The organism is Asticcacaulis sp. AC460 (genome assembly GCF_000495795.1).
Classification (GTDB): Bacteria; Pseudomonadota; Alphaproteobacteria; order Caulobacterales; family Caulobacteraceae; genus Asticcacaulis.
This window is the reverse complement of sequence record NZ_AWGD01000041.1, coordinates 40,225-61,839: the sequence shown is the minus strand read 5'-3', so window position 1 is coordinate 61,839 and position 21,615 is coordinate 40,225. Positions and strand designations below refer to the sequence as shown.

21 protein-coding genes are annotated in these 21,615 nt (G+C 62.2%); 14 read left to right on the top strand and 7 right to left on the bottom strand.

The window, feature by feature from the left end:
- Positions 1 to 4: 4 nt before the first annotated feature.
- Positions 5 to 607, top strand: a complete 603-nt coding sequence (gene recR, locus ABAC460_RS46120; protein ID WP_023455676.1) for a recombination mediator RecR — start codon at positions 5 to 7, stop codon at positions 605 to 607.
- On the opposite strand, the gene ABAC460_RS46115 is transcribed toward recR, so the two are convergent.
- Positions 604 to 1,155 carry a VUT family protein gene (locus ABAC460_RS46115; RefSeq protein ID WP_023455675.1) on the bottom strand — a complete coding sequence of 184 codons (552 nt, stop codon included), beginning with the start codon at positions 1,153 to 1,155 and terminating at the stop codon, positions 604 to 606. The two genes, recR and ABAC460_RS46115, sit on opposite strands and share 4 nt — an antisense overlap.
- A gap of 110 nt (positions 1,156 to 1,265) precedes the next feature.
- Here ABAC460_RS46115 and ABAC460_RS46110 point away from each other — a divergent pair, with 110 nt between their 5' ends.
- The 4 genes from ABAC460_RS46110 to truA all read left to right on the top strand — a co-directional run bounded on the left by ABAC460_RS46110 (position 1,266) and on the right by truA (position 4,990).
- A complete protein-coding gene (locus ABAC460_RS46110; RefSeq protein ID WP_023455674.1) occupies positions 1,266 to 2,558 on the top strand; it encodes a DNA recombination protein RmuC in 1,293 nt (430 codons plus the stop codon).
- A 55-nt stretch (positions 2,559 to 2,613) separates the two neighbouring features.
- Positions 2,614 to 3,147 (top strand): peptide deformylase, encoded by a 534-nt coding sequence (def, locus tag ABAC460_RS46105; RefSeq protein ID WP_031237487.1) that lies wholly within the window; start codon positions 2,614 to 2,616, stop codon positions 3,145 to 3,147.
- A 140-nt stretch (positions 3,148 to 3,287) separates the two neighbouring features.
- Positions 3,288 to 4,217 carry a methionyl-tRNA formyltransferase gene (fmt, locus tag ABAC460_RS46100; protein ID WP_023455672.1) on the top strand — a complete coding sequence of 310 codons (930 nt, stop codon included), beginning with the start codon at positions 3,288 to 3,290 and terminating at the stop codon, positions 4,215 to 4,217.
- Positions 4,217 to 4,990, top strand: a complete 774-nt coding sequence (gene truA / locus ABAC460_RS46095) for a tRNA pseudouridine(38-40) synthase TruA (protein ID WP_023455671.1) — start codon at positions 4,217 to 4,219, stop codon at positions 4,988 to 4,990. The genes fmt and truA overlap by 1 nt, the downstream gene beginning before the upstream one ends.
- Positions 4,991 to 5,173: 183 nt before the next feature.
- On the opposite strand, the gene dapE is transcribed toward truA, so the two are convergent.
- The gene (gene dapE, locus ABAC460_RS46090) at positions 5,174 to 6,328 is read right to left on the bottom strand and encodes a succinyl-diaminopimelate desuccinylase (RefSeq protein WP_023455670.1); all 1,155 of its coding nucleotides are present in this window, start codon (positions 6,326 to 6,328) and stop codon (positions 5,174 to 5,176) included.
- Positions 6,329 to 6,390: 62 nt separating this feature from the next.
- Between dapE and ABAC460_RS46085 the strand changes: the two genes are divergently transcribed.
- On the top strand, positions 6,391 to 7,668 hold the full coding sequence (locus ABAC460_RS46085; protein ID WP_023455669.1) for an MFS transporter: 1,278 nt from the start codon (positions 6,391 to 6,393) through the stop codon (positions 7,666 to 7,668).
- A 2-nt stretch (positions 7,669 to 7,670) separates the two neighbouring features.
- Here the strand turns inward: ABAC460_RS46085 and ABAC460_RS46080 are convergent, their stop codons facing one another.
- Positions 7,671 to 8,807 (bottom strand): acyltransferase family protein, encoded by a 1,137-nt coding sequence (locus tag ABAC460_RS46080; RefSeq protein WP_023455668.1) that lies wholly within the window; start codon positions 8,805 to 8,807, stop codon positions 7,671 to 7,673.
- A 190-nt stretch (positions 8,808 to 8,997) separates the two neighbouring features.
- On the opposite strand from ABAC460_RS46080, the gene uvrC reads away from it, so the two are divergent.
- Both uvrC and ABAC460_RS46070 read left to right on the top strand, forming a co-directional pair.
- The gene (uvrC, locus tag ABAC460_RS46075; protein WP_023455667.1) at positions 8,998 to 10,899 is read left to right on the top strand and encodes an excinuclease ABC subunit UvrC; all 1,902 of its coding nucleotides are present in this window, start codon (positions 8,998 to 9,000) and stop codon (positions 10,897 to 10,899) included.
- Positions 10,900 to 10,916: 17 nt separating this feature from the next.
- Entirely contained in the window at positions 10,917 to 11,519 is a 603-nt protein-coding gene (locus ABAC460_RS46070) for an ankyrin repeat domain-containing protein (RefSeq protein ID WP_023455666.1), read from the top strand.
- A gap of 41 nt (positions 11,520 to 11,560) precedes the next feature.
- Here ABAC460_RS46070 and ABAC460_RS46065 read toward each other — a convergent pair whose 3' ends face one another.
- From ABAC460_RS46065 to ABAC460_RS46055, 3 genes are all read right to left on the bottom strand, one after another.
- Complete coding sequence (locus tag ABAC460_RS46065) at positions 11,561 to 12,388, bottom strand: slipin family protein (RefSeq protein ID WP_023455665.1); 828 nt, start codon at positions 12,386 to 12,388, stop codon at positions 11,561 to 11,563.
- 87 nt (positions 12,389 to 12,475) lie between these two features.
- A complete protein-coding gene (locus tag ABAC460_RS46060; protein ID WP_023455664.1) occupies positions 12,476 to 13,516 on the bottom strand; it encodes a GIN domain-containing protein in 1,041 nt (346 codons plus the stop codon).
- A gap of 92 nt (positions 13,517 to 13,608) precedes the next feature.
- Positions 13,609 to 14,007: a YccF domain-containing protein gene (locus tag ABAC460_RS46055; RefSeq protein ID WP_023455663.1), complete on the bottom strand. Its 399-nt coding sequence runs from the start codon at positions 14,005 to 14,007 to the stop codon at positions 13,609 to 13,611.
- Positions 14,008 to 14,387: 380 nt separating this feature from the next.
- On the opposite strand from ABAC460_RS46055, the gene ABAC460_RS49255 reads away from it, so the two are divergent.
- The 6 genes from ABAC460_RS49255 (at position 14,388) to ABAC460_RS46030 (ending at position 19,167) form a co-directional block, all read left to right on the top strand.
- A complete protein-coding gene (locus ABAC460_RS49255; protein WP_081716682.1) occupies positions 14,388 to 14,600 on the top strand; it encodes a DUF4169 family protein in 213 nt (70 codons plus the stop codon).
- Positions 14,601 to 14,747: 147 nt separating this feature from the next.
- Positions 14,748 to 14,984 carry a ribbon-helix-helix domain-containing protein gene (locus ABAC460_RS46050; RefSeq protein ID WP_023455662.1) on the top strand — a complete coding sequence of 79 codons (237 nt, stop codon included), beginning with the start codon at positions 14,748 to 14,750 and terminating at the stop codon, positions 14,982 to 14,984.
- 287 nt (positions 14,985 to 15,271) lie between these two features.
- On the top strand, positions 15,272 to 15,649 hold the full coding sequence (locus ABAC460_RS46045) for a hypothetical protein (RefSeq protein ID WP_023455661.1): 378 nt from the start codon (positions 15,272 to 15,274) through the stop codon (positions 15,647 to 15,649).
- A gap of 64 nt (positions 15,650 to 15,713) precedes the next feature.
- Complete coding sequence (locus ABAC460_RS46040) at positions 15,714 to 17,999, top strand: ATP-dependent helicase (protein WP_023455660.1); 2,286 nt, start codon at positions 15,714 to 15,716, stop codon at positions 17,997 to 17,999.
- Positions 17,996 to 18,811, top strand: coding sequence for a peptidylprolyl isomerase (locus ABAC460_RS46035; protein ID WP_023455659.1), 816 nt, complete (start codon positions 17,996 to 17,998; stop codon positions 18,809 to 18,811). Before ABAC460_RS46040 ends, ABAC460_RS46035 begins: the two co-directional genes overlap by 4 nt.
- The gene (locus tag ABAC460_RS46030; protein ID WP_023455658.1) at positions 18,808 to 19,167 is read left to right on the top strand and encodes a RusA family crossover junction endodeoxyribonuclease; all 360 of its coding nucleotides are present in this window, start codon (positions 18,808 to 18,810) and stop codon (positions 19,165 to 19,167) included. The genes ABAC460_RS46035 and ABAC460_RS46030 overlap by 4 nt, the downstream gene beginning before the upstream one ends.
- A 146-nt stretch (positions 19,168 to 19,313) precedes the next feature.
- Here the strand turns inward: ABAC460_RS46030 and ABAC460_RS46025 are convergent, their stop codons facing one another.
- Complete coding sequence (locus tag ABAC460_RS46025) at positions 19,314 to 21,599, bottom strand: serine hydrolase domain-containing protein (protein WP_023455657.1); 2,286 nt, start codon at positions 21,597 to 21,599, stop codon at positions 19,314 to 19,316.
- Between the last annotated feature and the right edge of the window lie 16 nt (positions 21,600 to 21,615).

Sequence of the window (21,615 nt, the reverse complement as noted above, 5' to 3'; positions counted from 1 at the left end):
TATCATGGCCTTAGGTGCCGGTCCTGAAATCGAACGCCTGATGGCCCTGCTGTCCAAGCTGCCGGGGCTGGGGCCGCGTTCGGCCCGGCGCGCCGCCCTGGCGCTGCTGAAACGTCGCGAGCAACTGCTGATCCCCTTGACCGCCGCCATGCAGGACGCCGCCGACAAGGTCGTGACCTGTGGTGTCTGCGGCGCCTTGTCGACGCGCAACCCCTGCGCCACCTGCTCCGATCCGGCGCGCGACGCCACCATGATCTGCGTCGTCGAAGAAGACAGCGCCTTGTGGGCCATGGAGCGGGTGGGGGCCTATAGCGGCCGTTATCATGTGTTGGGCGGATTGCTGTCGGCGCTGGACGGGGTGCGGCCGGAGGATCTGCGTCTCGACAGCCTGGTCGCACGGGTGCGCGAGGGCGGCATCCACGAGATCATCATGGCCCTGCCGGCGACCGTCGAGGGCCAGACTACGGCGCACTATATTGCCGACCGCCTGAAGGGCCTGCAGAACCAGGCGAGCGTGACCTACCTGGCGCGCGGCGTGCCGGTCGGCGGCGATCTCGACTGGCTGGACGACGGCACGATTGCCCACGCGCTGAAGAGCCGGCGTTAAGAAGTCTTTTCCCGCGCTTCGGCTTGTTCGCGGCGGCGCATGACGAAATAGACGATCGCGACCCCGGCCAGTTTGGAAGCGACTGACGATGCCAGCGACCAGATGTTGAAGATACCGGGAATGGTCGTGCTGGCGATCGCATAAAACACGACGGAATCGAGCGGCGCGCTGAGGGCCGTCGAGATGGCCACCCGCTCCGACAGGGGGCGCTTGATGAAGGTATAGACCGCCCAGTCGACCAGTTCGCTGACGGCGAAGGCACAGGTGCTGGCCAGGGCGACAGCGGGATCCGAGGTCAGGAACGACAGGGCCAGACCGATAACCAGCGCGCCGATGATCCAGTGGCTGATTTCGCGCTGGGCGAAATCGCGGACAACCAGGACCAGGCCGGTGACGATCGCCATCGGCGTCCACGATCCGCCGTCGGGCAGGGCGACCTGCGGCACGGCCGCGAAGCACCAGTTGATGAACGGAATCAGAAAGAGATAGAGATAGGTCCACGGCGTCTTAAAGGTGAAAACCTTGGCGCCCAACTCCTTGACGTTCATTGCGTGACCCCGAACAACAGCCTGAAACGAGACTGTCAGCGAAACGGTTCGCGTGCAAGGGGTGAGATGAGACTGGTCATGCCCGCGGAATCCCGCTATAGGAACAATCCATGAACGCATTCGATCTCATGTCTCTTGGTTTTCTGGTTCTGGCCCTCGTCTTTGCCGGCGCCTGGTATCTTGCTTTTGCCGAAGGCCGTGGGCTTCGGGCGCAAAAGGACGAGATGGCGGATAGCCTGCGCCGCAGCGAGGTCGAGGTGGCGCAACTGCGTGAGCGGGCGCGGGCCCTGGAAGACGCGCGCACCACCATGAGCGAGCAGTTCCAGTTGGTATCGCAGCAGGCGATGCAGGTGTCGGCGGATTCGCTGCTGAAACGCGCCGAGGAATCGTTCGTCGCGCGTGAAAAGCTGGCCATGGAAAAGATGACCTCGAGCCTGAAACCGGTGGCCGAGCACCTGACGCGGTTTGAGGCCCAGGTGAAGGCCATGGAAGAGGCGCGGGCTGGGGACACCGGCGGATTGAAACAGCAGATCGCCGACCTGTTGACGGCCTCCAACGCCACCCGCGACGTGACTCAGAAGCTGGCCGGCGCCCTGCGCCGTGGCGCCGGCGTCCAGGGCCGGTGGGGTGAAGAGGTTCTGCGCAACGTCTTGCAGGCCGCCGGCCTGTCGTCGCGCTATGACTTTATCGAACAGCACAGCCTCGACAGCGACGAAGGCCGCCGCCGTCCCGACGTGGTGGTCAAGCTGCCGGGCAATTCGGCCGAGGCAGTGTTTGTCATCGACTCGAAGGTCAACCTGACCGCCTATCTCGAAGCCGCCGAGGCGACCGAAGAGGCGACGCGCGATCTGCATCTGAAACGCCATGCCCAGGCCCTGCGCGCCCATGTCCGCGACCTGTCGGCCAAGGCCTATTGGGATCAGTTCAAGGATCAGATCTCGCCTGACTTCGTGGTCATGTTCATTCCGGGCGACGGCCTGCTGTCGACGGCGCTGGACCATGAGCCGAACCTGATGACCGAGGCCATGGACCGCAAGGTCATCATTGTCACGCCGACCACCCTGTTCGCTTTGTGCAAGGCCGTGGCCTATGGCTGGCGGGTCGAGGACCAGATGAAGAACGCCAACCAGATTGCCGATCTGGGGCGCGAACTGTATGCCCGCCTGTCGGTGATGGGCGGCCATGTCGGCGATCTGGGTTCATCGCTGTCGCGGGCCGTCGACAAGTACAATGCGTTCGTCGGATCGCTGGAAACCAAGGTGCTGACCCAGGCGCGGCGGTTCGAGGATTTGCAGGTGGAACACCAGGGCAAGTCGATCCCGGACCTGCCGTCGATTGAAGTCCAGCCGCGCGCGGCGACCAAGCTCCAGGCCCTGGCGCCGGCGGAGGACGAGACGGTTTAAGCTTGAACCTCTTGTTTATCTTGATTGTTCATGTGCGAACGATTACATTTAGGCCATGGCTATTCGTGAAATTCTGACTGTACCCCACCCCGTCCTGAAACAGGTGTCCAAGCCCGTCGACAAGGTCGACGATGATCTGCGCCGCCTGATGGATGATATGCTGGAAACCATGTATGACGCGCCGGGCATCGGCCTGGCCGCTGTCCAGATCGGCGAGCCGATCCGTGTCATCGTTATGGATTTGCAGGAAAAACCCGAAGGCGCCGAGCCCGATGCCGAGGGCATCAAGAAGCCGCGCTACTTCGTCAACCCCGAAATCATCTGGAAGTCCGAAGACGTGGCGCCGTATGAAGAAGGCTGCCTCAGCGTGCCGGAAATCTATGACGAAGTGCTGCGTCCCGCCCGGGTGAAACTGAAATATCTCGACTACAACGGTAACGTTGTCGAAGAAGATGCCGACGGCCTGTTCGCCGTCTGCATCCAGCATGAGATGGACCACCTGGAAGGCACGCTGTTCATCGATCACCTGTCGAAACTCAAGCGCGATCGAGCCATCACGAAAGTGAAGAAGCTGACCCGCGCAGCTTGATAATCCGCGTTGATGGTCTGCAAAACATCGTCTATCTGCGATCCACTGCTCACGTACTCAAGTACGCTGCGCTGCGGTTCTCGATAGCCAATGCTTTTCGACTCATCACCACGAATTATCTCTGAGCTATTGGAGTAGCCATGCGCCTGGCCTTTATGGGCACCCCCGAATTCGCCGTGAAGGCCCTGGCCGAGCTGGTCGCCGCCGGCCACGATATTGTCTGCGTCTACTCCCAGCCGCCGGCGCCGAAAGGCCGCGGCCAGGTGCTGAGCCCGTCGCCGGTTCACGCCTTCGCCGAGTCCCTGGGCCTGCCGGTTCGCACACCCAAATCAATGAAGGACGCCGATGCCATTGCCGAGTTCCAGGCGCTGGACATCGACGCCTGTATCGTTGTTGCCTATGGCCAGATCCTGAAAAAGGCTGTGCTGGACCATCCAGCGCTCGGCTGTTTCAACCTGCATGCCTCGCTGCTGCCCCGCTGGCGCGGCGCCGCGCCGATCCAGCGCGCCATCATGGCCGGCGACAGCCATACCGGCGTCGAAGTCATGCGCATGTCGGAAGGCCTGGACGAGGGCGCGATCATCCTGTCCGGCCGGGTCGAAATCACGGACGATGACACCGCCCAGACCCTGCACGACAAGCTGGCGACCCTGGGCGCTTCGCTTCTGCCGGTGGCTTTGGCGGCGATCGAACGCGGCGGCGCCAACGAACAGGAACAGGCCGGCGAGGTCACCTATGCCCGCAAGATCACGCCGGAAGAGGCGCGCATCGATTGGGACCGTCCGGCGCGCGAGCTCGACTGGCATATCCGCGGGCTGTCGCCGTTTCCGGGCGCCTGGACGACCATGTCGACCGGCAAGGGCGAGGTTCGGGTCAAGGTGCTGATGTCGCGCCTGAGCGACGAACATTCCGGCGAAACACCTGGCACCCTGCTGCTGGGTGGACTAAAGGTGGCGACCGGCGACGGGGTGGTCCAGATCCTGCGGCTGCAGCGCGAAGGTAAGTCGGCCCAGGACGCCTGGGACTTCCTTAACGGCACCGAGTTGCAACCGGGCGACCGGTTTATCTGATGCCGCGTTATCGCTGCCTGATCGAATATGACGGCGGCCCGTATAAGGGCTTCCAGGCCCAGGGCGATCACCCAACCGTCCAGGCTTCGCTCGAGCGCGCCATCCTGGGCTTTTCGGGCGAGACTCTGCGCATCACGGCGGCGGGGCGGACGGATACCGGTGTCCATGCCACAGGGCAGGTGATCAGCTTTGACCTTGCCAAGCCGTTCAAAGCGGACACCGTGCGCGACGCGATGAATGCCTTTCTGGTGCGTGAACCGGTGTCGGTGATCGCGGCGGAACAGGTCGACGACGACTTTTCAGCACGGTTTTCGGCGACCGGACGGATGTATCTGTACCGCATCCTGACCCGCCGGGCGCCGCCGGCGCTGGACATGGGCCGGGTATGGCACATCAAGAAGCCGCTGGACGCCGAAGCGATGGCGGAGGCGGCGAAGGCCCTGGTCGGGACGCATGACTTTACGACGTTTCGGCATGTCGAATGCCAGGCGAAATCGCCGGTCAAGACCTTGGACATCGCGCGGGTGAAGCGCTTCGGCGATGAGATCCACCTGGTCTTCGCCGCGCGTTCGTTTCTGCATCGCCAGGTTCGCTCGATGACGGGCACCCTGGTCGAAGCCGGCGTTGGCCGCTGGGACATTAAGGATGTGGCCGACGCTTTGGCGGCCAAAGACCGTGCCGCCTGCGGCCAGGTGGCGCCGCCGGAAGGGCTATACCTCACGCAGGTGACCTATGAAGCCGAGCCAGATTTCGGCGCCTACAGCTCGATCTGACTAAATTTACCTCTTCCCGCCTGCGGGGAGAGGACGAGAGCGGAACGAAGTGAACGCGATCGGGTGAGGGGCTTTCCGAAGACGATTGTGCACTGACGCTGACCCAGCCGCTCAGGCTCGCCGCCCCGCGCCTAACCTCTCCCCGGCCTCGCCGGCAGGCAAAAGAACGGGGAGAGGGGTTTTTCAAGCGAACCGCTTGAAATAGGCATCAATCAAGGCCGCGTACCCATCCGCCAACGCCTGTAATTCCGTCACCGGCACGCACTCATTGATCTGATGCATGGTCTGGCCGACCAGGCCGAACTCGACCACCGGACATAGCGCCCGGATAAAGCGCGCATCCGACGTTCCGCCGGTCGTCGAGCGATCCGTTTCGATTCCGAATTGCGCCGCGATAACCTCCGCAATCAGATCCACGAACGGCCCAGGTTCGGTCAGGAAGGCCTCGCCGGAGATGCTGACCCGCACTTCGATCTTCGCGCCAGAACCTTCGGCGTGTTCGGCCGCCACCCCTTCGAACCAGGCTTTCAACTCGGCCCCGGAATGGGTGGGATTAAAGCGGATATTGACCCGCGCCGTCGCCGACTGCGGGATGACATTGGTCGCTGTATTGCCGGTATCGATCGTGGTGATTTCGAGGTTCGACGGCGGAAAGCCCTCATGGCCTTCGTCCAGCACGCGTGCCTTCAGCGCCGCCACCAGGTCGACCAGAACGGGCAGGGGGTTCAACGCCCGCTGCGGATAGGCGACATGTCCCTGCTTGCCGGTCACCACAAACGTCGCGTTGATCGAACCGCGCCGGCCGACCTTGATCATGTCGCCCAACTGCGCTGAGGACGACGGCTCGCCGACGATGCAATGATCGATGACCTCGCCACGTTCACGCAGCCATTCGACGACGCGGATCGTGCCGTCGCTGGCCTCGCCTTCCTCGTCGCCGGTGATCAGGAACGAGAGAGAGCCGGGAGCCTCGACCCGAGACACGGCGGCGATCCAGGCGGCAATGCCACCCTTCATGTCGACGGCGCCACGGCCAATGACCAGACCATCGTGGATTTCAGCGCCGAACGGATCATACTTCCACAAAGACCGCACCCCGCCCGGCACCACGTCGGTATGGCCGGCAAAGCACAGGTTCGGGCCCGTCGTGCCGCGGCGGGCATAGAGGTTTTCGATCTGGCCGAACTTCAGCCGCTCACAAGCGAAGCCCAAGCCTTCCAGGACGCGCTGGACCACATCCATGGCGCCGGCATCGGCCGGCGTCACCGACTCGCGGCGGATCAGGTTCTGGGTCAGGACAACGGGGTCGATTGGCGCGGATTTTACGGTGTTCGGCATGGCGGTGGATGTAAGACTCAAATAGGGTGCCCGCAACTCATTTGTGTGCAAAGGCTGTTGCCGTGACGACCGATACGCCGCCCATCCCTGATGCCGATCAGGACCAGCGCCATCCGCTCCAGATCCCCGATTTTCGCGCCTTCTGGCTGTCGCGTCTGTGCGGTGTGCTGGGGACCTCGGCCCAGAGCGCGGCCATAGGCTGGCAGGTCTACGACATCGCGCGGCAGACCTCGGACATGCTGGAATCGGCACTATATCTTGGTCTGATCGGCCTTGCCCAATTCATCACCCTGTTCGCCTTTACGGTCCCGGCCGGGATCATTGCTGACCGCTACGACCGCAAAAAGATCATCACCCTGGTGCTGCTAGGGCAACTGCTGCTTTCGCTGGCGTTTCTGGCCTATTCCTTCCTGCCGGCGGCACCCTTTTGGGGCTTCTTTGCCCTGAGCGCCGTCCTAGGCGCCCTGCGCGCCTTCAGCGCCCCGGCCAGCTCGGCCATCGGGCCGATGCTGGTGCCTAAATTCGTCCTGCCCAAGGCGATCGCCGTCAACTCTATGGCGTTTCAGACCGGCCTTATCGTCGGCCCAGCCCTGGGCGGAGTACTGATCGGTTTTTCGACGCACTTCGCCTTTGGTTTTTGCGCCGTCCTGCTGACGATGGCGTCAATCCTTGTCTTCACCATCAAGACGAAGACCGCGCCGGAACCGACCACCACCTCCAAGACCCAGATGATCAAGGAAGGCTGGACCTATATCTGGACCAACAAGGTCATTCTGGGCGCCATTTCGCTGGATCTCTTCGCGGTCTTGCTGGGCGGGGCGACGGCGCTGATGCCGGTGTTTATCCGCGATGTCATCGTGGCCGATACCCTGCTACCGGCGGCGATCGCTTTCGGCCTGCTGCGGGCCTCACCGGCGATCGGCGCGCTGATCATGTCTTTTTATCTGTCGTTCAAGCCGCTGCGCCGCCATGCGGGGCCGTGGATGTACGGCGGCGTGGCAATCTTCGGCGTAGCGACCATCGTGTTCGGCCTGTCGACCAATGTCTGGCTGTCGATCTTTGCCATGATCGTGCTAGGCGCGGCGGATATGATCAGCGTCTATGTCCGGGGGACGTTGGTGCAGATCGTGACGCCCGACCACATGCGCGGCCGGGTGGCGTCGGTCTCCTACCTGTTCATAGGAGCGTCGAACGAACTGGGCGAGTTCGAAAGCGGTGTGGCGGCGCGCATCCTGGGCCCCATAGGTGCGGCCTTGTTCGGCGGCATCGGTTCATTGATCGTGACAGGCGCCTGGATCAAGCTGTTCCCGACTCTTTATAAGGCCGATAAGCTGGAGTAGAATTATTCCGCCGGGGCCAGGACTTCGCGCGGCTTCGACACTGGCGGGTTCTTGATAAACGCCCGGAACCACCTACGCGACGGCTTTTCGAACTGGTAGTGGCTCAGTGCCGCCAGGGCTATCGACACCGACACCGACACGATCACCCAGCCCCATTTCGGCAGGGCGCCAATGAGGCCCCAGCCCGGAAAGGATTGGAAGATGATCTTCTGGACGATGTCATGGATCAGGTACAGGGCGTAGGAAATGCCGCCCAGCCAGTAGATCCAGCGCACCTGCATCAGCCGCGCCACCCAGCCCGTGTCGTGGCTCAGCGCCATGATCAGCACGCCGAAAACGCCGACCAGGATCAGGTCCGAGCCCCGCATCGACAGCAGCAACAGCGACAGAAGGAACAGGACACCGGCGGCGCGCGCCGGGATCAGGTCTTTGAACCGCCAGGCGACCAGGCCGATGTAGAAGGAGGCCAGGCAGCGCAGGGTCGTCCCCAGGGCGTAGGAACTTACGATATCCAGCGGACCGTGACGGCCGCGCAGGGGCGTTTCGGCGATCCAGTGGGGGCCATAGGCGATAACAGCCAGCACGGCAAAGCTGCCGGCCAGGCCCAGCAGGGTCCAGCGACGTGATACTTTCAGCGCCAGCCACAAACCTGGCGGGAAGAGCAGATAGGCAGCCCATTCGGCCGAAATCGACCATGACTGAGGCACGATCGAATTGGAGAGGCCCCACACCTGGGTCAGGGTGAAGTTGGGGAGGAGAGCCTGGGGCAGGTCTTCGAAACGGTAGGTCGGCGCCAGCACGGTGACGATCAGGATCGCCGTCAGCACCGTCATTAGCGCGAACAGCGGATAGATACGGACCAAACGCAGCACCAGGAAGTGCTTGAATTTTTTGAAGCAGAAGCCGTCTTCGAACAGGTGGGCATAGGTCATGGCCATGACGAAGCCGCTGAGGATGAAGAACAGATCGACCGCCATATAGCCGTGATGAATGAACGGCCGCACCGGATCAGGAAACTTCCAGAAACCGTTGGCGTGGAAGATCACGACGTACAATGCCGCCAGCCCGCGCAGGCCGGTGAGCGAACGGATCTCGGCCGGGGACGATCCCGGCGCCGCGGCGGTCAGTGCCGCGGTCAAAGACCCCGAAGCTTGCCTCAGACTCTGGAAAACGGACGATACAAAACGCATATAGCGTGGATACTAAAAACAGCGATTTTCGCAAGTGCAATATCACGCCGCCGTGAACAGAAATTGTTACAGTCTCCGCGCCGCTGTCGCGTAATGACAGCGGACAGGGTAGTGTTTGAGTCGTGCCAAGAAACGTAAAATGACCGAAGAGATCATCATTGCGACACCGGACAGCCCAGCGCCGGAGGAACCGCTCAAGGGTGCGGAACTGATCCGTCGTGAGGCGGCCCTGGCGCCCGACAAGCCGGGTGTCTACCGCATGCTGGGCGACGACGGCGAGGTCCTCTATGTTGGCAAGGCTAAGTCGCTGAAGAAGCGCGTGCTGCAATATGCGCAGGGCCGTTTCCATACCCAGCGCATCGCCCGCATGGTCGCCCTGACCCGCGAAATGGTGCTGATCCGCACAGACACGGAAGGCGAGGCGCTGCTGCTGGAAGCACGGCTGATCAAGGCGTTGAAGCCGCGCTACAATGTGCTGCTGCGCGACGACAAGATGTTTGCCGAAATCCTGGTGCGCAAGGACCACGAAGCGCCCCAGATCACCAAGCACCGCGGCGCTCATTCGATTCCGGGCGAGTATTTCGGCCCGTTCGCCTCGACCTTCGCGGTCAACAACACGCTGGATACCCTGCAGAAGGCCTTCCTGCTGCGCACCTGCACCGACAATGTCTATGCCTCGCGCACGCGACCGTGCATGCTGCACCAGATCAAACGCTGCAGCGCCCCCTGCACCGGTGTGGTCTCGCTGGAGGACTATAACGGTCTGGTCGGCCAGGCCCACGACTTTCTTAGGGGCAAGAGTCGCAAGGTCATCGAGCGCATGAGCGCCGAGATGATGCAGGCCTCCGACGACATGGACTTCGAACGTGCTGCCCATCTGCGCGACCGGGTGCGGGCGCTGAACCACGTCGCCATGTCGACCTCGGTGGATCTGAACGAGGAGGAGGCCGACGTCTTTTCGGTGTTTGCCGAAGGTGGCGGCGCCTGCGTCCAAGTCGTTTTCTACCGCGCCGGCCAGAACTGGGGCGACCGCGCCTATTTCCCGCGTGTCGACAGTGAGGATAGCGAAGGCGCCATTCTCGACGCCTTCCTGGGTCAGTTCTACCAGGACCGCCAGGTGCCGAAACTGATCCTGGTGTCCCACGACCTGAACGAGCCCGACCTGATGATGGAGGCGCTGAGCCTGAAGGCCGGCCGCAAGGTCCAGATCACCCGGCCCATGCGTGGGGGCAAGTGCGAGATCGTCCAGCACGCCCTCAATAACGCTAAGGCGGCCCTGGGCCGGCGACTGGCCGAACATTCGGCCCAGTCCAAACTGCTCCAGGGCGTGGCGGAGGCTTTCGGGCTGGAGGCGCCGCCGATCCGCATCGAGGTCTATGACAACTCGCACCTGGGCGGCACCCATGCTGTCGGCGGTATGGTGGTGGCTGGACCGGAAGGCTTCCTGAAGGGCCAGTACCGCAAGTTCACCATCCGCGATCTGGATACCAAGCCGGGCGACGACTACGCCATGATGGCCGAAGTCTTCCGCCGCCGCTTTATGCGGCTGATCAAGGAAAAGGACGTGCCGGAGGGCGAGAAGGCGTTCGGCAAGCCGGACTTGGTTCTGGTTGACGGTGGCCAGGGGCAACTGGATGCCGTGCTGGCGGTGATGGCCGAACTGGGCATGGAGGGCATTCCCATTATTGGTGTCGCCAAGGGGCCGGATCGCGATGCCGGCTTGGAGCGGTTCTTCATGCCAGGGCGGCTGCCGTTCATGATGGAGCCGAAGTCGCCGGTTCTGTACTATCTGCAGCGCCTGCGCGACGAAGCGCACCGCTATGCTATCGGCGCCAACCGGCAGAAGCGCGACAAGGCGATTTCGCAGAACCCGCTGGACGATATCGGCGGCATTGGCGCGCGGCGCAAACGGGCGCTTCTGGCAGCGTTCGGTTCAGGCCGCGAAGTCGCGAGTGCACGGGTCGAGGAGTTGCAAAAAGTCGAAGGCATTTCCGCGGCCCTGGCCCAGAAGATCTACGACTTCTTCCATGGTGAAGGGTAAAGATTACAAGGGGAAGCATGACACAGCAAGTTCAATTCAATCCTAAGATTTCCGCCTCGATCAGAAGCCGAGACATTTCCGCGTTTCGGCATTTATTGAAGGCCGAACCGGAGCAAATTACGGCCTACACGCCTTTTGCCGGCGGGACTTGGTTGCATTACGCTGCTTTTGAGGGAGACATTGAGGCTGCTCAACATCTCCTTACGCTTGGAGTCGATGCGAATGTCGGCGACAAACGTGAAGGGCGTGGGGCGATTTGCGACGCTTGCTTGGGGGGGCATGAAGAGATCGTTCGACTACTGCTTAATAACGACTGTCGGCTTGACACGTCTGACCCTGTGCGTAATCCACTTTTCTCCGCTATCGTTGGTCGGAGCTTACCGATAGCCAGGTTGCTGCTGGAACGGGGCATTGACCCACTCGTCCAGTACAATGGGCCGTCCATGAAGGAGATGGATGCCGCTGCCTTTGCCTTGGAGCGTGGGGAGATCGAGATTGCCGAAGAGATCGCGCGCTGGCGAGCCAAAGGCAAATCTGAAACTGCGCGCCAAATTCTGGATGACGCGCGGCGGCGGCTACTGTTGAACTATCCGCATTTGCCTGCGGATTACGAGCCCTAAGTCAGACTGTGTTAGGCCCTACGGCTTGGACTCGATCGCTCTTAGGTCTTGTTCTTGACCATATCGATCAGGCCGCTCGCCGCCTGAGTCATTTCCATCGGAAGAGCCAGGACGATCGTCGTATTCTGTTCGGTGCCGATTTCGCTCAATGTTTGCAACCGGCGCAGTTCCAGGGCCGCCGGCGCGCTCTGGATCATCTTGGCTGCCGCCACCAGGGTTTCCGATGCTGCCGCCTCGCCCTGGGCCTTGATCAGGCGGGCCTTGGCCTCGCGGGTGGCCTCGGCTTCGCGGGCGAGGGCGCGCTGCATCTGCTCAGGGATGTCCAGGTCGCGCATTTCGACGGTGTCGATGTCGACGCCCCACTTGGATGCCGAACGTTCCAGCATATCCATCAGCTTGGCATTGACCATTTCACGGTGTTTCAGCAACTCGTCCAGACCATGCTGGCCGATCGTGTCGCGCAAAGCCGTTTCCGATGCCTGCAACACCGCCATGTAGGGATCGAACACAGCGTTCAGCGCCTTGGCCGGGTCAATGACCTTGTACCACACCACGGCATTGACCCGCACGGCCACGCCGTCGCGGCTAAGGGTTTCCTGCGTCTCCAGCTTGACGGTTAGGATGCGGACGTCGACCCTTTTGACATATTCGATGAACGGGATGATCCAGTACAGGCCCGGCCCGCGGGTCGAGGCGTACCGGCCCAGGAAGTAGACGACGCCACGTTCCCATTCCTGGTTGATCTTCAGACCCATGAAGACGATGACGATCAGCAGGACCAGAACAGGCACCGCCAGGGCGCCGAGGGCAACCCAAACGCTGCCGATGCCGCCGCCTATGGCGTTGAATACGGAAATCACCTGATCCATGAAAGCCCCCTTCCAGCCGCTTCCGCGGCAACCGAAGGAAGACTACACTGCCGTTAACCATTTGCCAACGGCAAACGGCACCGTTTCCTATTGACCAATGTACATTTCGCCGGAGCCATTCACCTTGGTAATCACCGGGCCAGTAGCCTTCATGATGCTGATGTCGCCAGGGCCGTTGGCGTCGATATTTACCGTGCCGGCAATGCCGCCGAACGCGACGTCGCCCGAGCCGGAGCCCCTCATGACGAAGCCCGGAATGTGGCCGCCGGCAATATCGACGTCGCCCGATCCGGCCAGGCTGAGCGAGACGGGGCCCGCGATCTTTTGCACCGACACGTCGCTCGAGCCGGTATTGACCAGGGTCAGGCCGTTCATGACATTGCCCAGGCTCAGATCGCCGGAACCGTTCATCTTGGCCTTGACCGAGCGCGCGCTCATCACCTGGACATCGCCCGAACCCTGGTTGAAGATCTCGACATCGAGACTATTCTGGGCGGAGAAGCCGCCCGACCCGGTCTGGGTCAGCTTCAGCCTGCGTACCGACTGAACGTCGATATCGCCCGAGCCGGTGTTGTCGATGATGGCGTCACCGGCGGTCGACAGGCTGATATCGCCCGAACCGCTGTTGATGATGTTGAGCGGACCGGCGACCGGTTCAACCGTCCACTGGCCGCCGCCGCTCATGATCATATCCAGGCTAAGGCTGGGCTTGACGTGACCGACCGTCAGGGCGGCGTCCTTGACGACGGCATTGTTGGGGACGCGCACGAAGACCAGCGGCAGGTCGTCGATCTTGACCTTGCCCATGCCGGCGATCACCACCTGACCGCGGGCCAGGTCTTCTTCGTCGAACTCGATATGCGCCAGACCGCGGCCGCCCGACAGATGACCGTTCAGCACGGTAACATTGCCGCGCTGGGAGACCATCAGAGCGGGCACCTTCGCCTTGCCGTAGCGCACCTTGATGTCGATGTCGCTGCGATCCTCTGGCGTGACGACGACCCGTGCCGCCAGGTCGCGCAGCTCGATCTGCGGGCCATCGGAAATGAGGCGCATCTGGGCGGCGGCGCCCGTGGCCACGGCAATGGCGACGGCGCTGGCGGCAAAGGGGATCAGGTATTTACGCATGGCTTACTCCGGAACTTGTTCGTAAAATGGCCCTTGGGCGCCGCGAAATCAAATTAAAAGGGAGTCATCTTTAGAGGTCGGGCGCCGCGATCTTACGGCTTATCGACGATCTTCTTGCCGATGGGGGCCAGGGCCAGGGCGGCCAATTGGACGTCCTTGAAGGCGAAGGGAATGCCGATGATGGTCACGGCCTCGGCGACGGCCGCCAGAATGTGGCTCAGCGCAATGTACCAACCGGCGAAAACGAACCAGATGATGTTGAGTACTACGCCAACGCAGCCGCCCCCCAGGTCCTTCTCGCCGTCATAGGTCTCGCGGTCGACGATTTCCCGTCCGAAAGGCCAGAATACGAACCCGGCGATTCGCCATGCCGCCATGGTCCAGGGCAGGCCGACCACGGTCAGCGCCAGAATCGCGCCGCCCAGAAGCCACAGGCAGCCGGAAATAAAGCCGCCGAAAATCAGCCAGAGAATGTTGAGCAAGAAGGTCATATCACGTTATCCGTTGCAGATGAGACGGCATTATAATGACCTGTTCAACGGCTTCATCTTAATTTTCATTTATTTACGAAATATCCGAAAAGCGCAGGTCCCCGGACAATCCCATTCGCGTGACAATACCGCACAATGGTGGACGAGGCGTGATTTAAGGTATATACTTGCCTGAACACTGCGACCTATCGGGCGTTGTGGCATTTTTTGCTTGGACACGGGCGGGGCGGCCCAGTCGAAACATGAAATGGCAGGGCATGTACTTGCATTTGCGAGGCGTTATCTGAAACGCCGGCGCACAGGCCTGCTGTTTCTCCGCGGCGTGAGGCGCGGTGACAAAGCTCCCCCAGGTGCCGGAATCGGTGTGACGGGAGGTCGAATTGACAGACATTATCAATCTCAATAAGGCGCGAAAAGCCAAGCTAAAACAAAGCAAAACGAAACAGGCGGCAGAAAACCGCGTTCGTTTCGGCACTTCGTCCAAAGCCCGTGCCGCGGAGCTTCGTGAACGTGAGCGTCAAATGGCACAGATTGACGGCCATCGTCTTGCGACAACTGTTGAAAATCAAAAACCTGTTGACGAGGAACAATAAAAAACCCCAGATTAACTACCAAGGAGGGGATGTGGTCGAATATTACCACAAACATGCGTAAGTACACGGGTTACAGTTGCGTATAGAGACGGCCAAAACCGGCGCAAACTGCACAATCGGATCACCAACGATCCGGAGGAAAAATAAATGCCTGGCCTTAAAAAAAGATCGGTCAACCTTGCTGGACATGCCACATCGGTTGCCCTTGAACCCGAGTTCTGGGTGGTGCTGGAGAACATCGCCAAAGAACGTCGAATCAGTCTCGCGGCCTTGATTGCGGAACTCGATTCGAAACGGGGAGAAAGTCTGCTGGCCTCCTTCTGCCGTCTGTCCGCCCTGGCTTTTGTCCAGGGACGTGGCGGGCCCAAGCGTAAGAAGGCCTGAGTAACAGTATTTCCGGGGAATTTTGCGGCCCGAATCATAACAATGTTATGACCGGGTCCTGTAATTGGTAAGCGTGCCCTATCTCGGCCATGATTTTCACCTTTCCTGGTGGAAACCATGTTTCTTTGCCCAGAGATATCGTCATGACCCTCCCGCAATCCTGTTCGAAGCGCATCCCAAAAAGTGTGACGCACTTTTTGGATAGGGATGCGCGTCATAACAAGAAATTAGAGCGCCGATCCGATATCTTCGGATCTAAAAGCGCTCTAATTTGGCCGGTTCTCGGAATGGCGGCGCTTATTTTGAGTGCCTGCCAGACGACGCCTGCGGTCGGCGGTCAGGGCGACATTGACGCCCTGACCGCGACGATCCGCGATGCCGCTGCGGCGGAAGGGGAGAGCATCGGCCTGATCCCGCCGCTGCGCACCGGCGCGCCCAAGGCCGATGTCGAGCGTCAGCTAAGCCGGGCCGGCTACAGTCTGTTCAATACCGGCATCATCGCACCGCGACCGGGCGAACCGTCGCTGGGCGTGTACGGCAAGACCATGGGCAAGGGCTATCAGGTCGATCCCTGCCAGGTGCGCTACAACATCACGGTACATTTCGACGGTTCCGACCGTCTGACCTCGGCCGAAGGGTCGTGGGTGGATGCGGGCTGCCAATAAACGCTTCTGCGGATATCACATAATCGGGGTTGGACTTGCTGTCGGCAGTTGCTAAATTGTTCCGATGGAATCTGTCACCACCCGCATCAGCGAACTCGCCGCCGTCCGGCCGCCCGAACGCCCTGAACTTTTCTCCGGCCTGAACCCCGAGCAGGAAGCCGCCATCCGCGCCACCGAAGGCCCCGTGCTGGTCCTGGCCGGCGCCGGCACAGGCAAGACGCGCGTGCTGACCACCCGTATCGCCCATATTCTGCAGACCGGTCTGGCCCGTCCGTGGGAGATCCTGTGCGTTACCTTCACCAACAAGGCGGCGCGCGAGATGCGCGAACGCACGCAGCGTCTGATCGGGCCGTCGGCGGAGGGGCTGTCGAACCTGGGCACCTTCCACTCGATCGCCGCCCAGATCCTGCGCCGCCATGCCGAACTGGTGGGGCTGAAGTCCAGTTTCACCATCCTGGACGACGACGACCAGGTCCGGCTGATCAAGGGAATCTTCGAAGGCGAGAATATCGACCAGAAGCGCTGGACACCGAAGTCCTTCGCCTGGCACCTGGACCAGTGGAAAAACAAGGGGCTGTCCCCTGACAAGGTCAAGGGCGACGGCACCGAATTCGCCGGCAACCGCGGCCAGAAACTGTACCAAATGTACCAGGACCGCCTGCGCATCCTGAATGCCTGCGATTTCGGCGACCTGTTGCTGCACAACCTGACCATCCTGACGCAGCACCAGGATGTGCTGGAGCACTATCACAAGCGCTTCAAATACGTGCTGGTCGACGAGTACCAGGACACCAACGTCGCCCAGTATCTGTGGCTGCGCCTGCTGACCAATGCCAACCGCAACCTGTGCTGCGTCGGTGACGATGACCAGTCGATCTATGGCTGGCGCGGCGCTGAGGTCGACAACATCCTGAAGTTCGAACGCGACTATCCCGGCGCCAAGGTCATTCGTCTGGAGCGTAACTACCGTTCGACCCAGCATATCCTGGGCGCGGCTTCGGGCCTGATCAAGGCCAACTCGGCGCGCCTGGGCAAGACCCTGTTCACCGACCAGAAGGGGGGAGACAAGGTCCGCGTCAACGGCATCTGGGACGGCGCCGCTGAGGCCCAGTTCATCGCCGAGGACATGGAAAAGCTGAAGAAATCCGGTCGCAACTGGGCGGACATGGCCATCCTGGTGCGGGCGTCATTTCAGATGCGGGCGTTCGAAGAGCGCTTCGTCATGCTGCAGATCCCGTACATCGTCGTCGGTGGTCCGCGCTTCTTTGAGCGCGCCGAAATCCGCGATGCCATTGCCTATCTGCGCCTGATCCAGTCCCAGGACGACGACCTGGCCTTCGAGCGTATCATCAATGTCCCCAAACGCGGCATCGGCGACGCCACGGTCCAGAAACTGCTGCAACAGGCGCGGCTGGCGGGCCAGAGCGTGATGACCGCGGTGCGCGACCTGGTCCAGACCGACGAACTGCCGGGCCGCAGCAAGACGCCGCTGATCGCGTTTTTGCGTGATTACGACCGCTGGGCGGCGATGAGCAAGGACAGCCGGGCCGAGGTGCTGCTGGATACGGTCCTGACCGACAGCACCTATTACGACATGCAGCGCGCCGACAAGACCTCGGGGCAGACGCGGCTGGACAACCTGAAGGAACTGGGCGACTCGATGGCCGCCTTCGACAATCTCGGGGCCTTCCTGGAGCATGTCGCCCTGGTCATGGACCTGGAGCGCGACAATGGCGCCAACAGCGTGCGTTTGATGACCCTGCACGCCGCCAAGGGGCTGGAATTTCCAGTCGTCTACCTGCCGGGCTGGGAGGAGGGCATCTTTCCGTCGCAGCGGTCGATGGACGAGGGTGGGCTGAAGTCCCTCGAAGAAGAGCGCCGGCTGGCCTATGTCGGCCTGACACGGGCGCGCGAGCAGGCCAAGGTCAGCTTTGTCGCCAACCGCCAGGTCTATGGCCGTTGGACCAGCCAGATACCGTCGCGGTTCGTCGATGAACTGCCGATCGAGCATGTCGAGGCGGCGTCGCAGACGGGCTACGGCAACTCGGGCTGGACCTCGCAGGAATCGCGTTGGGACCGGGCGGGTTATCAGCCCAACCACACCAAGCGCGAACCCGACAACACGCGGCTCAGCGGTGTCGACATGTCGCGGCTGGAGCGCAAGCCCGTGCCGCACCGTCAGCCGGTGGCCGCCAAGCCGGAGGGCAAGAGTTTGAAGGTTGGCGAGCGGGTCTTCCACGTCAAGTTCGGCTATGGCCGGGTGACCGAGGTGGAGGGCAACAAACTGCTTGTCGATTTTGAAACCAGCGGCGAGAAGAAGGTCATCGATAGTTTCGTGGATCGGGCATGATGATGAAAGCGGCGGCTGGGGTTTTGGCGTTGATGTTGGCGGCCGGAGCGGCTCAGGCCGGTACCGAATGGAAGGCTGTAGATCCGGAAAATGTTCTCATCGTCGATACGGCGAAGGGGCGGATCTTCGTTGAACTGCACCCGGAGGTGGCGCCCAAGGCCGTGGAGCGGATCAAGCTGCTGACCCGGCGTGGCACCTATGACGGCCTGCAGTTCTGGCGCGTGGCGCCAAACTTTGTGGTCCAGATAGATGTCGGCAATGTCGAGGGCGGCAAGACGGAATTGCCGAACCTGGCGCCGGAGTTTCGTTTTCGGCTGGGCGTGGATGCGCCGCATACAGTGATTTCGAAACCGAAAGGTCTGGAGAGCGGATTTATCGGCGCCATGCCCTATATCGCGGTCGAAAAAAATTCGTGGGGCACGCCGAAGGCGCCGGACGGCAGCCGTTCGGCCTGGATCAGCTACTGCACCGGCGTCGTCGGGATGGGGCGCGATACGGCGCGGGATTCGGCCAATGCCGAGCTGTTCTTCATGACGGGGGAATATCCGGGGATCGACCGGGAATTTACGCCGGTCGGCCGGGTGGTCGTGGGCAAGGATATTCTGGCAGGTCTGCCGCAGGGCGAACCGCCGGCGGCGCCGGATTCGATCCGGACGGTACGTATTCTCGCGGATGTTCAGGATGGGGGGCAACTGGAGGTCGAGGATACGGCAGGAACCGAGTTCGCGGCGAAGGTCGCAGCCGTACGGGCGGAACGCGGCGCGGATTTCTCGGTGTGTGACGTACCCGTGGCTGGCCGGGTGGTGCCGTGAGCGACGGCTGGATTGCTTCGGGCAAGGTCAAGGCACGCGAAACCGCCGAGGGGCTGGAGATCGTTATCGACGGCCTGACGACCCAGGGCAGGTATTACAAGCCGCTGGTCTATGAGTTCTTCCGCAAGGAATGGCGCGGGTCACGTCCGGCCTGGGGCGACCACGCTGTCGACATCCGCATGGAGCATATCGGCGACCCGCCTTGGATGGATCTGGATAACCTGGCGAAAGCGCTCTTGGATGCCATCAAGGGCTTTGTCTTCCATGACGACAGCCAGGTGGCGCGGCTGTTGGTTGAGCGGTTTCCGGGGGAACGCGAGCAGATTACGATCAAGGTGTATGCGTTGAAGCGCTGAACCCATTTATGGGGTTTGGGGCCTGTGGCCCCAAGTCTTCCCTTTTCCTTTTCTTGACCTTCGCCCTCAAGGGGGCGAGGTCAAGAAAAGGAAAAAAGAAAGATTTTATGGGGCCGCAGGCCCCAAACCCCATGAGTGGGGTCGCGCTACACCGGCATCAGCGCCCCCCACCACGCCAGCACGATCGCATAAAACACCCAATACCCCAGCAGCAGCCCGTGCGCGAGCTTCTGCCACAACGCCCAGCCCTCGCTGACACTGAATCTCTGCGTCTCATTGGCCACGAAGTAGAAGGTCGCCACCTGGTACAGCGTCCCAAGCGTCCCCACGATGGCCAGCCATGACGCCAGTTGCACCTGGCCGCTGGGCCAATGGGTGAACAGCTTGCCCGGGTCTTCGGCCAGGCTGCCCTGCCATGCGTTGAACGTAAATATCGCCGCCAGCCAGGCCAGCGACAGGCCGGCCGAGACCAGAGAGGCCCGTGCCTGGGCTTCGGTCGGACGCTCGTTACGCGTCATACCCCGCACCACCGATACCCAAACCAGGATACAAATCCCCACCATGATCCCGGTCAGAAGATGCAGCGTCCCCGGCTTGTGAATCCAGCCGACGCGCTCGTAGCGCATCAGGTTGCTGGCAGTCTCGAACGACTTCGCCTTGGCGCCCGCCTTGGGAAACAGGAAGTGCAGCCCGCCCAGCTTGCCTGCCGGCCCGCTGCCCTCGCTGTCCTGCGGATTGAAGAAATCCTGGGCCGAGGCCGGAACGAAGGCCGAAATGCCGTCTTCTGTGGTCAGAATCAGGCGGCCGTCACCGTCGACAGTGACCTCGACCGTGTTGATCAGCCGGGTGATCGCGCCTTCCAGCCCGCCATAGGCGCGCCGGGTCGAGACATAGTGCCCGCGCAGCGAGTCGTAATAGCGCTTGTTGGCGGCGTAGGCCTGGGCCTGCGTCGGCATCAGCGGCGGACGCACCAGGTCGCCCTGGAGATGGTCCAGCAGCAGGTCGGGGAAGCTTTCGGCCAGATCGCCGCCCGACTGGGTGTTGGTGCTGATGAAGATGGCCAGGTTCATCTCCGGCACGATGACCAGGTTCGAATTAAACCATAAAGTCGCACCGCTGTGGCCATAGGTGACGAGACCTGACGGCGAAGTCCGGACCATCAGGCCCGACGCCCAGCCATTATAGCCTTCCGGCATCTTCAGCAGCGGCGTGCGGAAGGCCCGCGCCGAGTCGGCATTATACAGCGATATGCCATCGGCCTGGCCGTTGGCCAGCATCACCGACATCAACCGTGCCATGTCGCGCGACGTGGTCGATCCACCCAGGGCGCCCGACATGGCGATGGCGTGGTCGAAGGGCTGGGCCTTGTAGGTGGCGCCGTCCCAGATGAAGCCGTCCGACAGCGCACTGGTCAGGTTCGCGGCCAGCGGCGCCGGCAGGTTCTGGATATCGGCCGGACCGGTGGCATAGGGCTCGCGCAGGGTCGTGTGATCCATGCCCAGGGGCTGGAAGATGCGGGCCTCCATCAACGACGGCACGTCCTTGGCCTGGGCGGTCTGGCTGAGCGCGGTCGCCGCCAGGGCAACGCCGAAATTGGAATAGGAGCTGAACTCACCCGGCGCGCGCACCTGCCGCGGCGTATGGCGGCGGAAATAACCATCGGGGCCGCTGAGCTGGGCGCCGTTGAGCTGGAACAGATGACCCAGGCTGGTGTCTTCGAAGCCGCCGGTGTGCGACATCAGGTTACGCAGGGTCAGGGGCTTGTAGACGCCGCGCTCGGCGAAGACATCGGCCGGGACGTGCTGACCGACGGGGGTCTCGAGCCCGATGCGGCCGGCCTCCATCTCCTGGCGCGCCACGATCCAGGTGAAGGTCTTGGTGACCGAGCCGACGCGGAACATGCTGGTGTTGGGATCGACCCGGCGCGCCGGCGACAAACGGTCATAACCGTAACCCTTGACCAAAAGCGGCGTATTGCCCTGTACGACGGCGACAGTGGCCCCCAGCACATGGTCGCGCTGCATCAGGGCCCGGACCACCGAGTCGGTGAAGGTTTCGATGTCGTCTGCGCTGATCGGTGCGTTCAGGGCAACAGGGGCCGTATCGACCACTGGTGTCGCCGCCGGCGCAGGCGCGGCGACGACGGGCTGCGGTGCCGGCGTTGCGGCGACCGGCTGGAGATAACTCGGCCCGGAGGGGGAGGCGGCTGCACTGGAGCTGCTGCCGGCCGTCGCCGTCGCAGGTTTTGGTTTGGGCTTCGGCTTGGGCGCGCTGGAACTGGACGCCGAGGCGGACGACGGCACGTAGGGCTTGAGCGTCGCTTCCGCGGCGGGCGTTGCCGTGGGCGGCGCGGCCGCCGCGGTCGGCGCAGCGTCCTGCGGAACGGCGGGGCCGGCCGCCAGGATCAGGGCTAAAGCCAGGGCGGAGCCCACACTCGAAATCCTGCCG

Bases quoted from the DNA above. Each gene is read 5' to 3' on its own strand.
- recR (WP_023455676.1), top strand. From the start codon at position 5: ATGGCCTTAGGTGCCGGTCCTGAAATCGAACGCCTGATGGCCCTGCTG.
- ABAC460_RS46115 (WP_023455675.1), bottom strand. From the start codon at position 1,155: ATGAACGTCAAGGAGTTGGGCGCCAAGGTTTTCACCTTTAAGACGCCG.
- ABAC460_RS46110 (WP_023455674.1), top strand. From the start codon at position 1,266: ATGAACGCATTCGATCTCATGTCTCTTGGTTTTCTGGTTCTGGCCCTC.
- def (WP_031237487.1), top strand. From the start codon at position 2,614: ATGGCTATTCGTGAAATTCTGACTGTACCCCACCCCGTCCTGAAACAG.
- fmt (WP_023455672.1), top strand. From the start codon at position 3,288: ATGCGCCTGGCCTTTATGGGCACCCCCGAATTCGCCGTGAAGGCCCTG.
- truA (WP_023455671.1), top strand. From the start codon at position 4,217: ATGCCGCGTTATCGCTGCCTGATCGAATATGACGGCGGCCCGTATAAG.
- dapE (WP_023455670.1), bottom strand. From the start codon at position 6,328: ATGCCGAACACCGTAAAATCCGCGCCAATCGACCCCGTTGTCCTGACC.
- uvrC (WP_023455667.1), top strand. From the start codon at position 8,998: ATGACCGAAGAGATCATCATTGCGACACCGGACAGCCCAGCGCCGGAG.
- ABAC460_RS46070 (WP_023455666.1), top strand. From the start codon at position 10,917: ATGACACAGCAAGTTCAATTCAATCCTAAGATTTCCGCCTCGATCAGA.
- ABAC460_RS46065 (WP_023455665.1), bottom strand. From the start codon at position 12,388: ATGGATCAGGTGATTTCCGTATTCAACGCCATAGGCGGCGGCATCGGC.
- ABAC460_RS46060 (WP_023455664.1), bottom strand. From the start codon at position 13,516: ATGCGTAAATACCTGATCCCCTTTGCCGCCAGCGCCGTCGCCATTGCC.
- ABAC460_RS46055 (WP_023455663.1), bottom strand. From the start codon at position 14,007: ATGACCTTCTTGCTCAACATTCTCTGGCTGATTTTCGGCGGCTTTATT.
- ABAC460_RS46050 (WP_023455662.1), top strand. From the start codon at position 14,748: ATGCCTGGCCTTAAAAAAAGATCGGTCAACCTTGCTGGACATGCCACA.
- ABAC460_RS46045 (WP_023455661.1), top strand. From the start codon at position 15,272: ATGGCGGCGCTTATTTTGAGTGCCTGCCAGACGACGCCTGCGGTCGGC.
- ABAC460_RS46040 (WP_023455660.1), top strand. From the start codon at position 15,714: ATGGAATCTGTCACCACCCGCATCAGCGAACTCGCCGCCGTCCGGCCG.
- ABAC460_RS46035 (WP_023455659.1), top strand. From the start codon at position 17,996: ATGATGATGAAAGCGGCGGCTGGGGTTTTGGCGTTGATGTTGGCGGCC.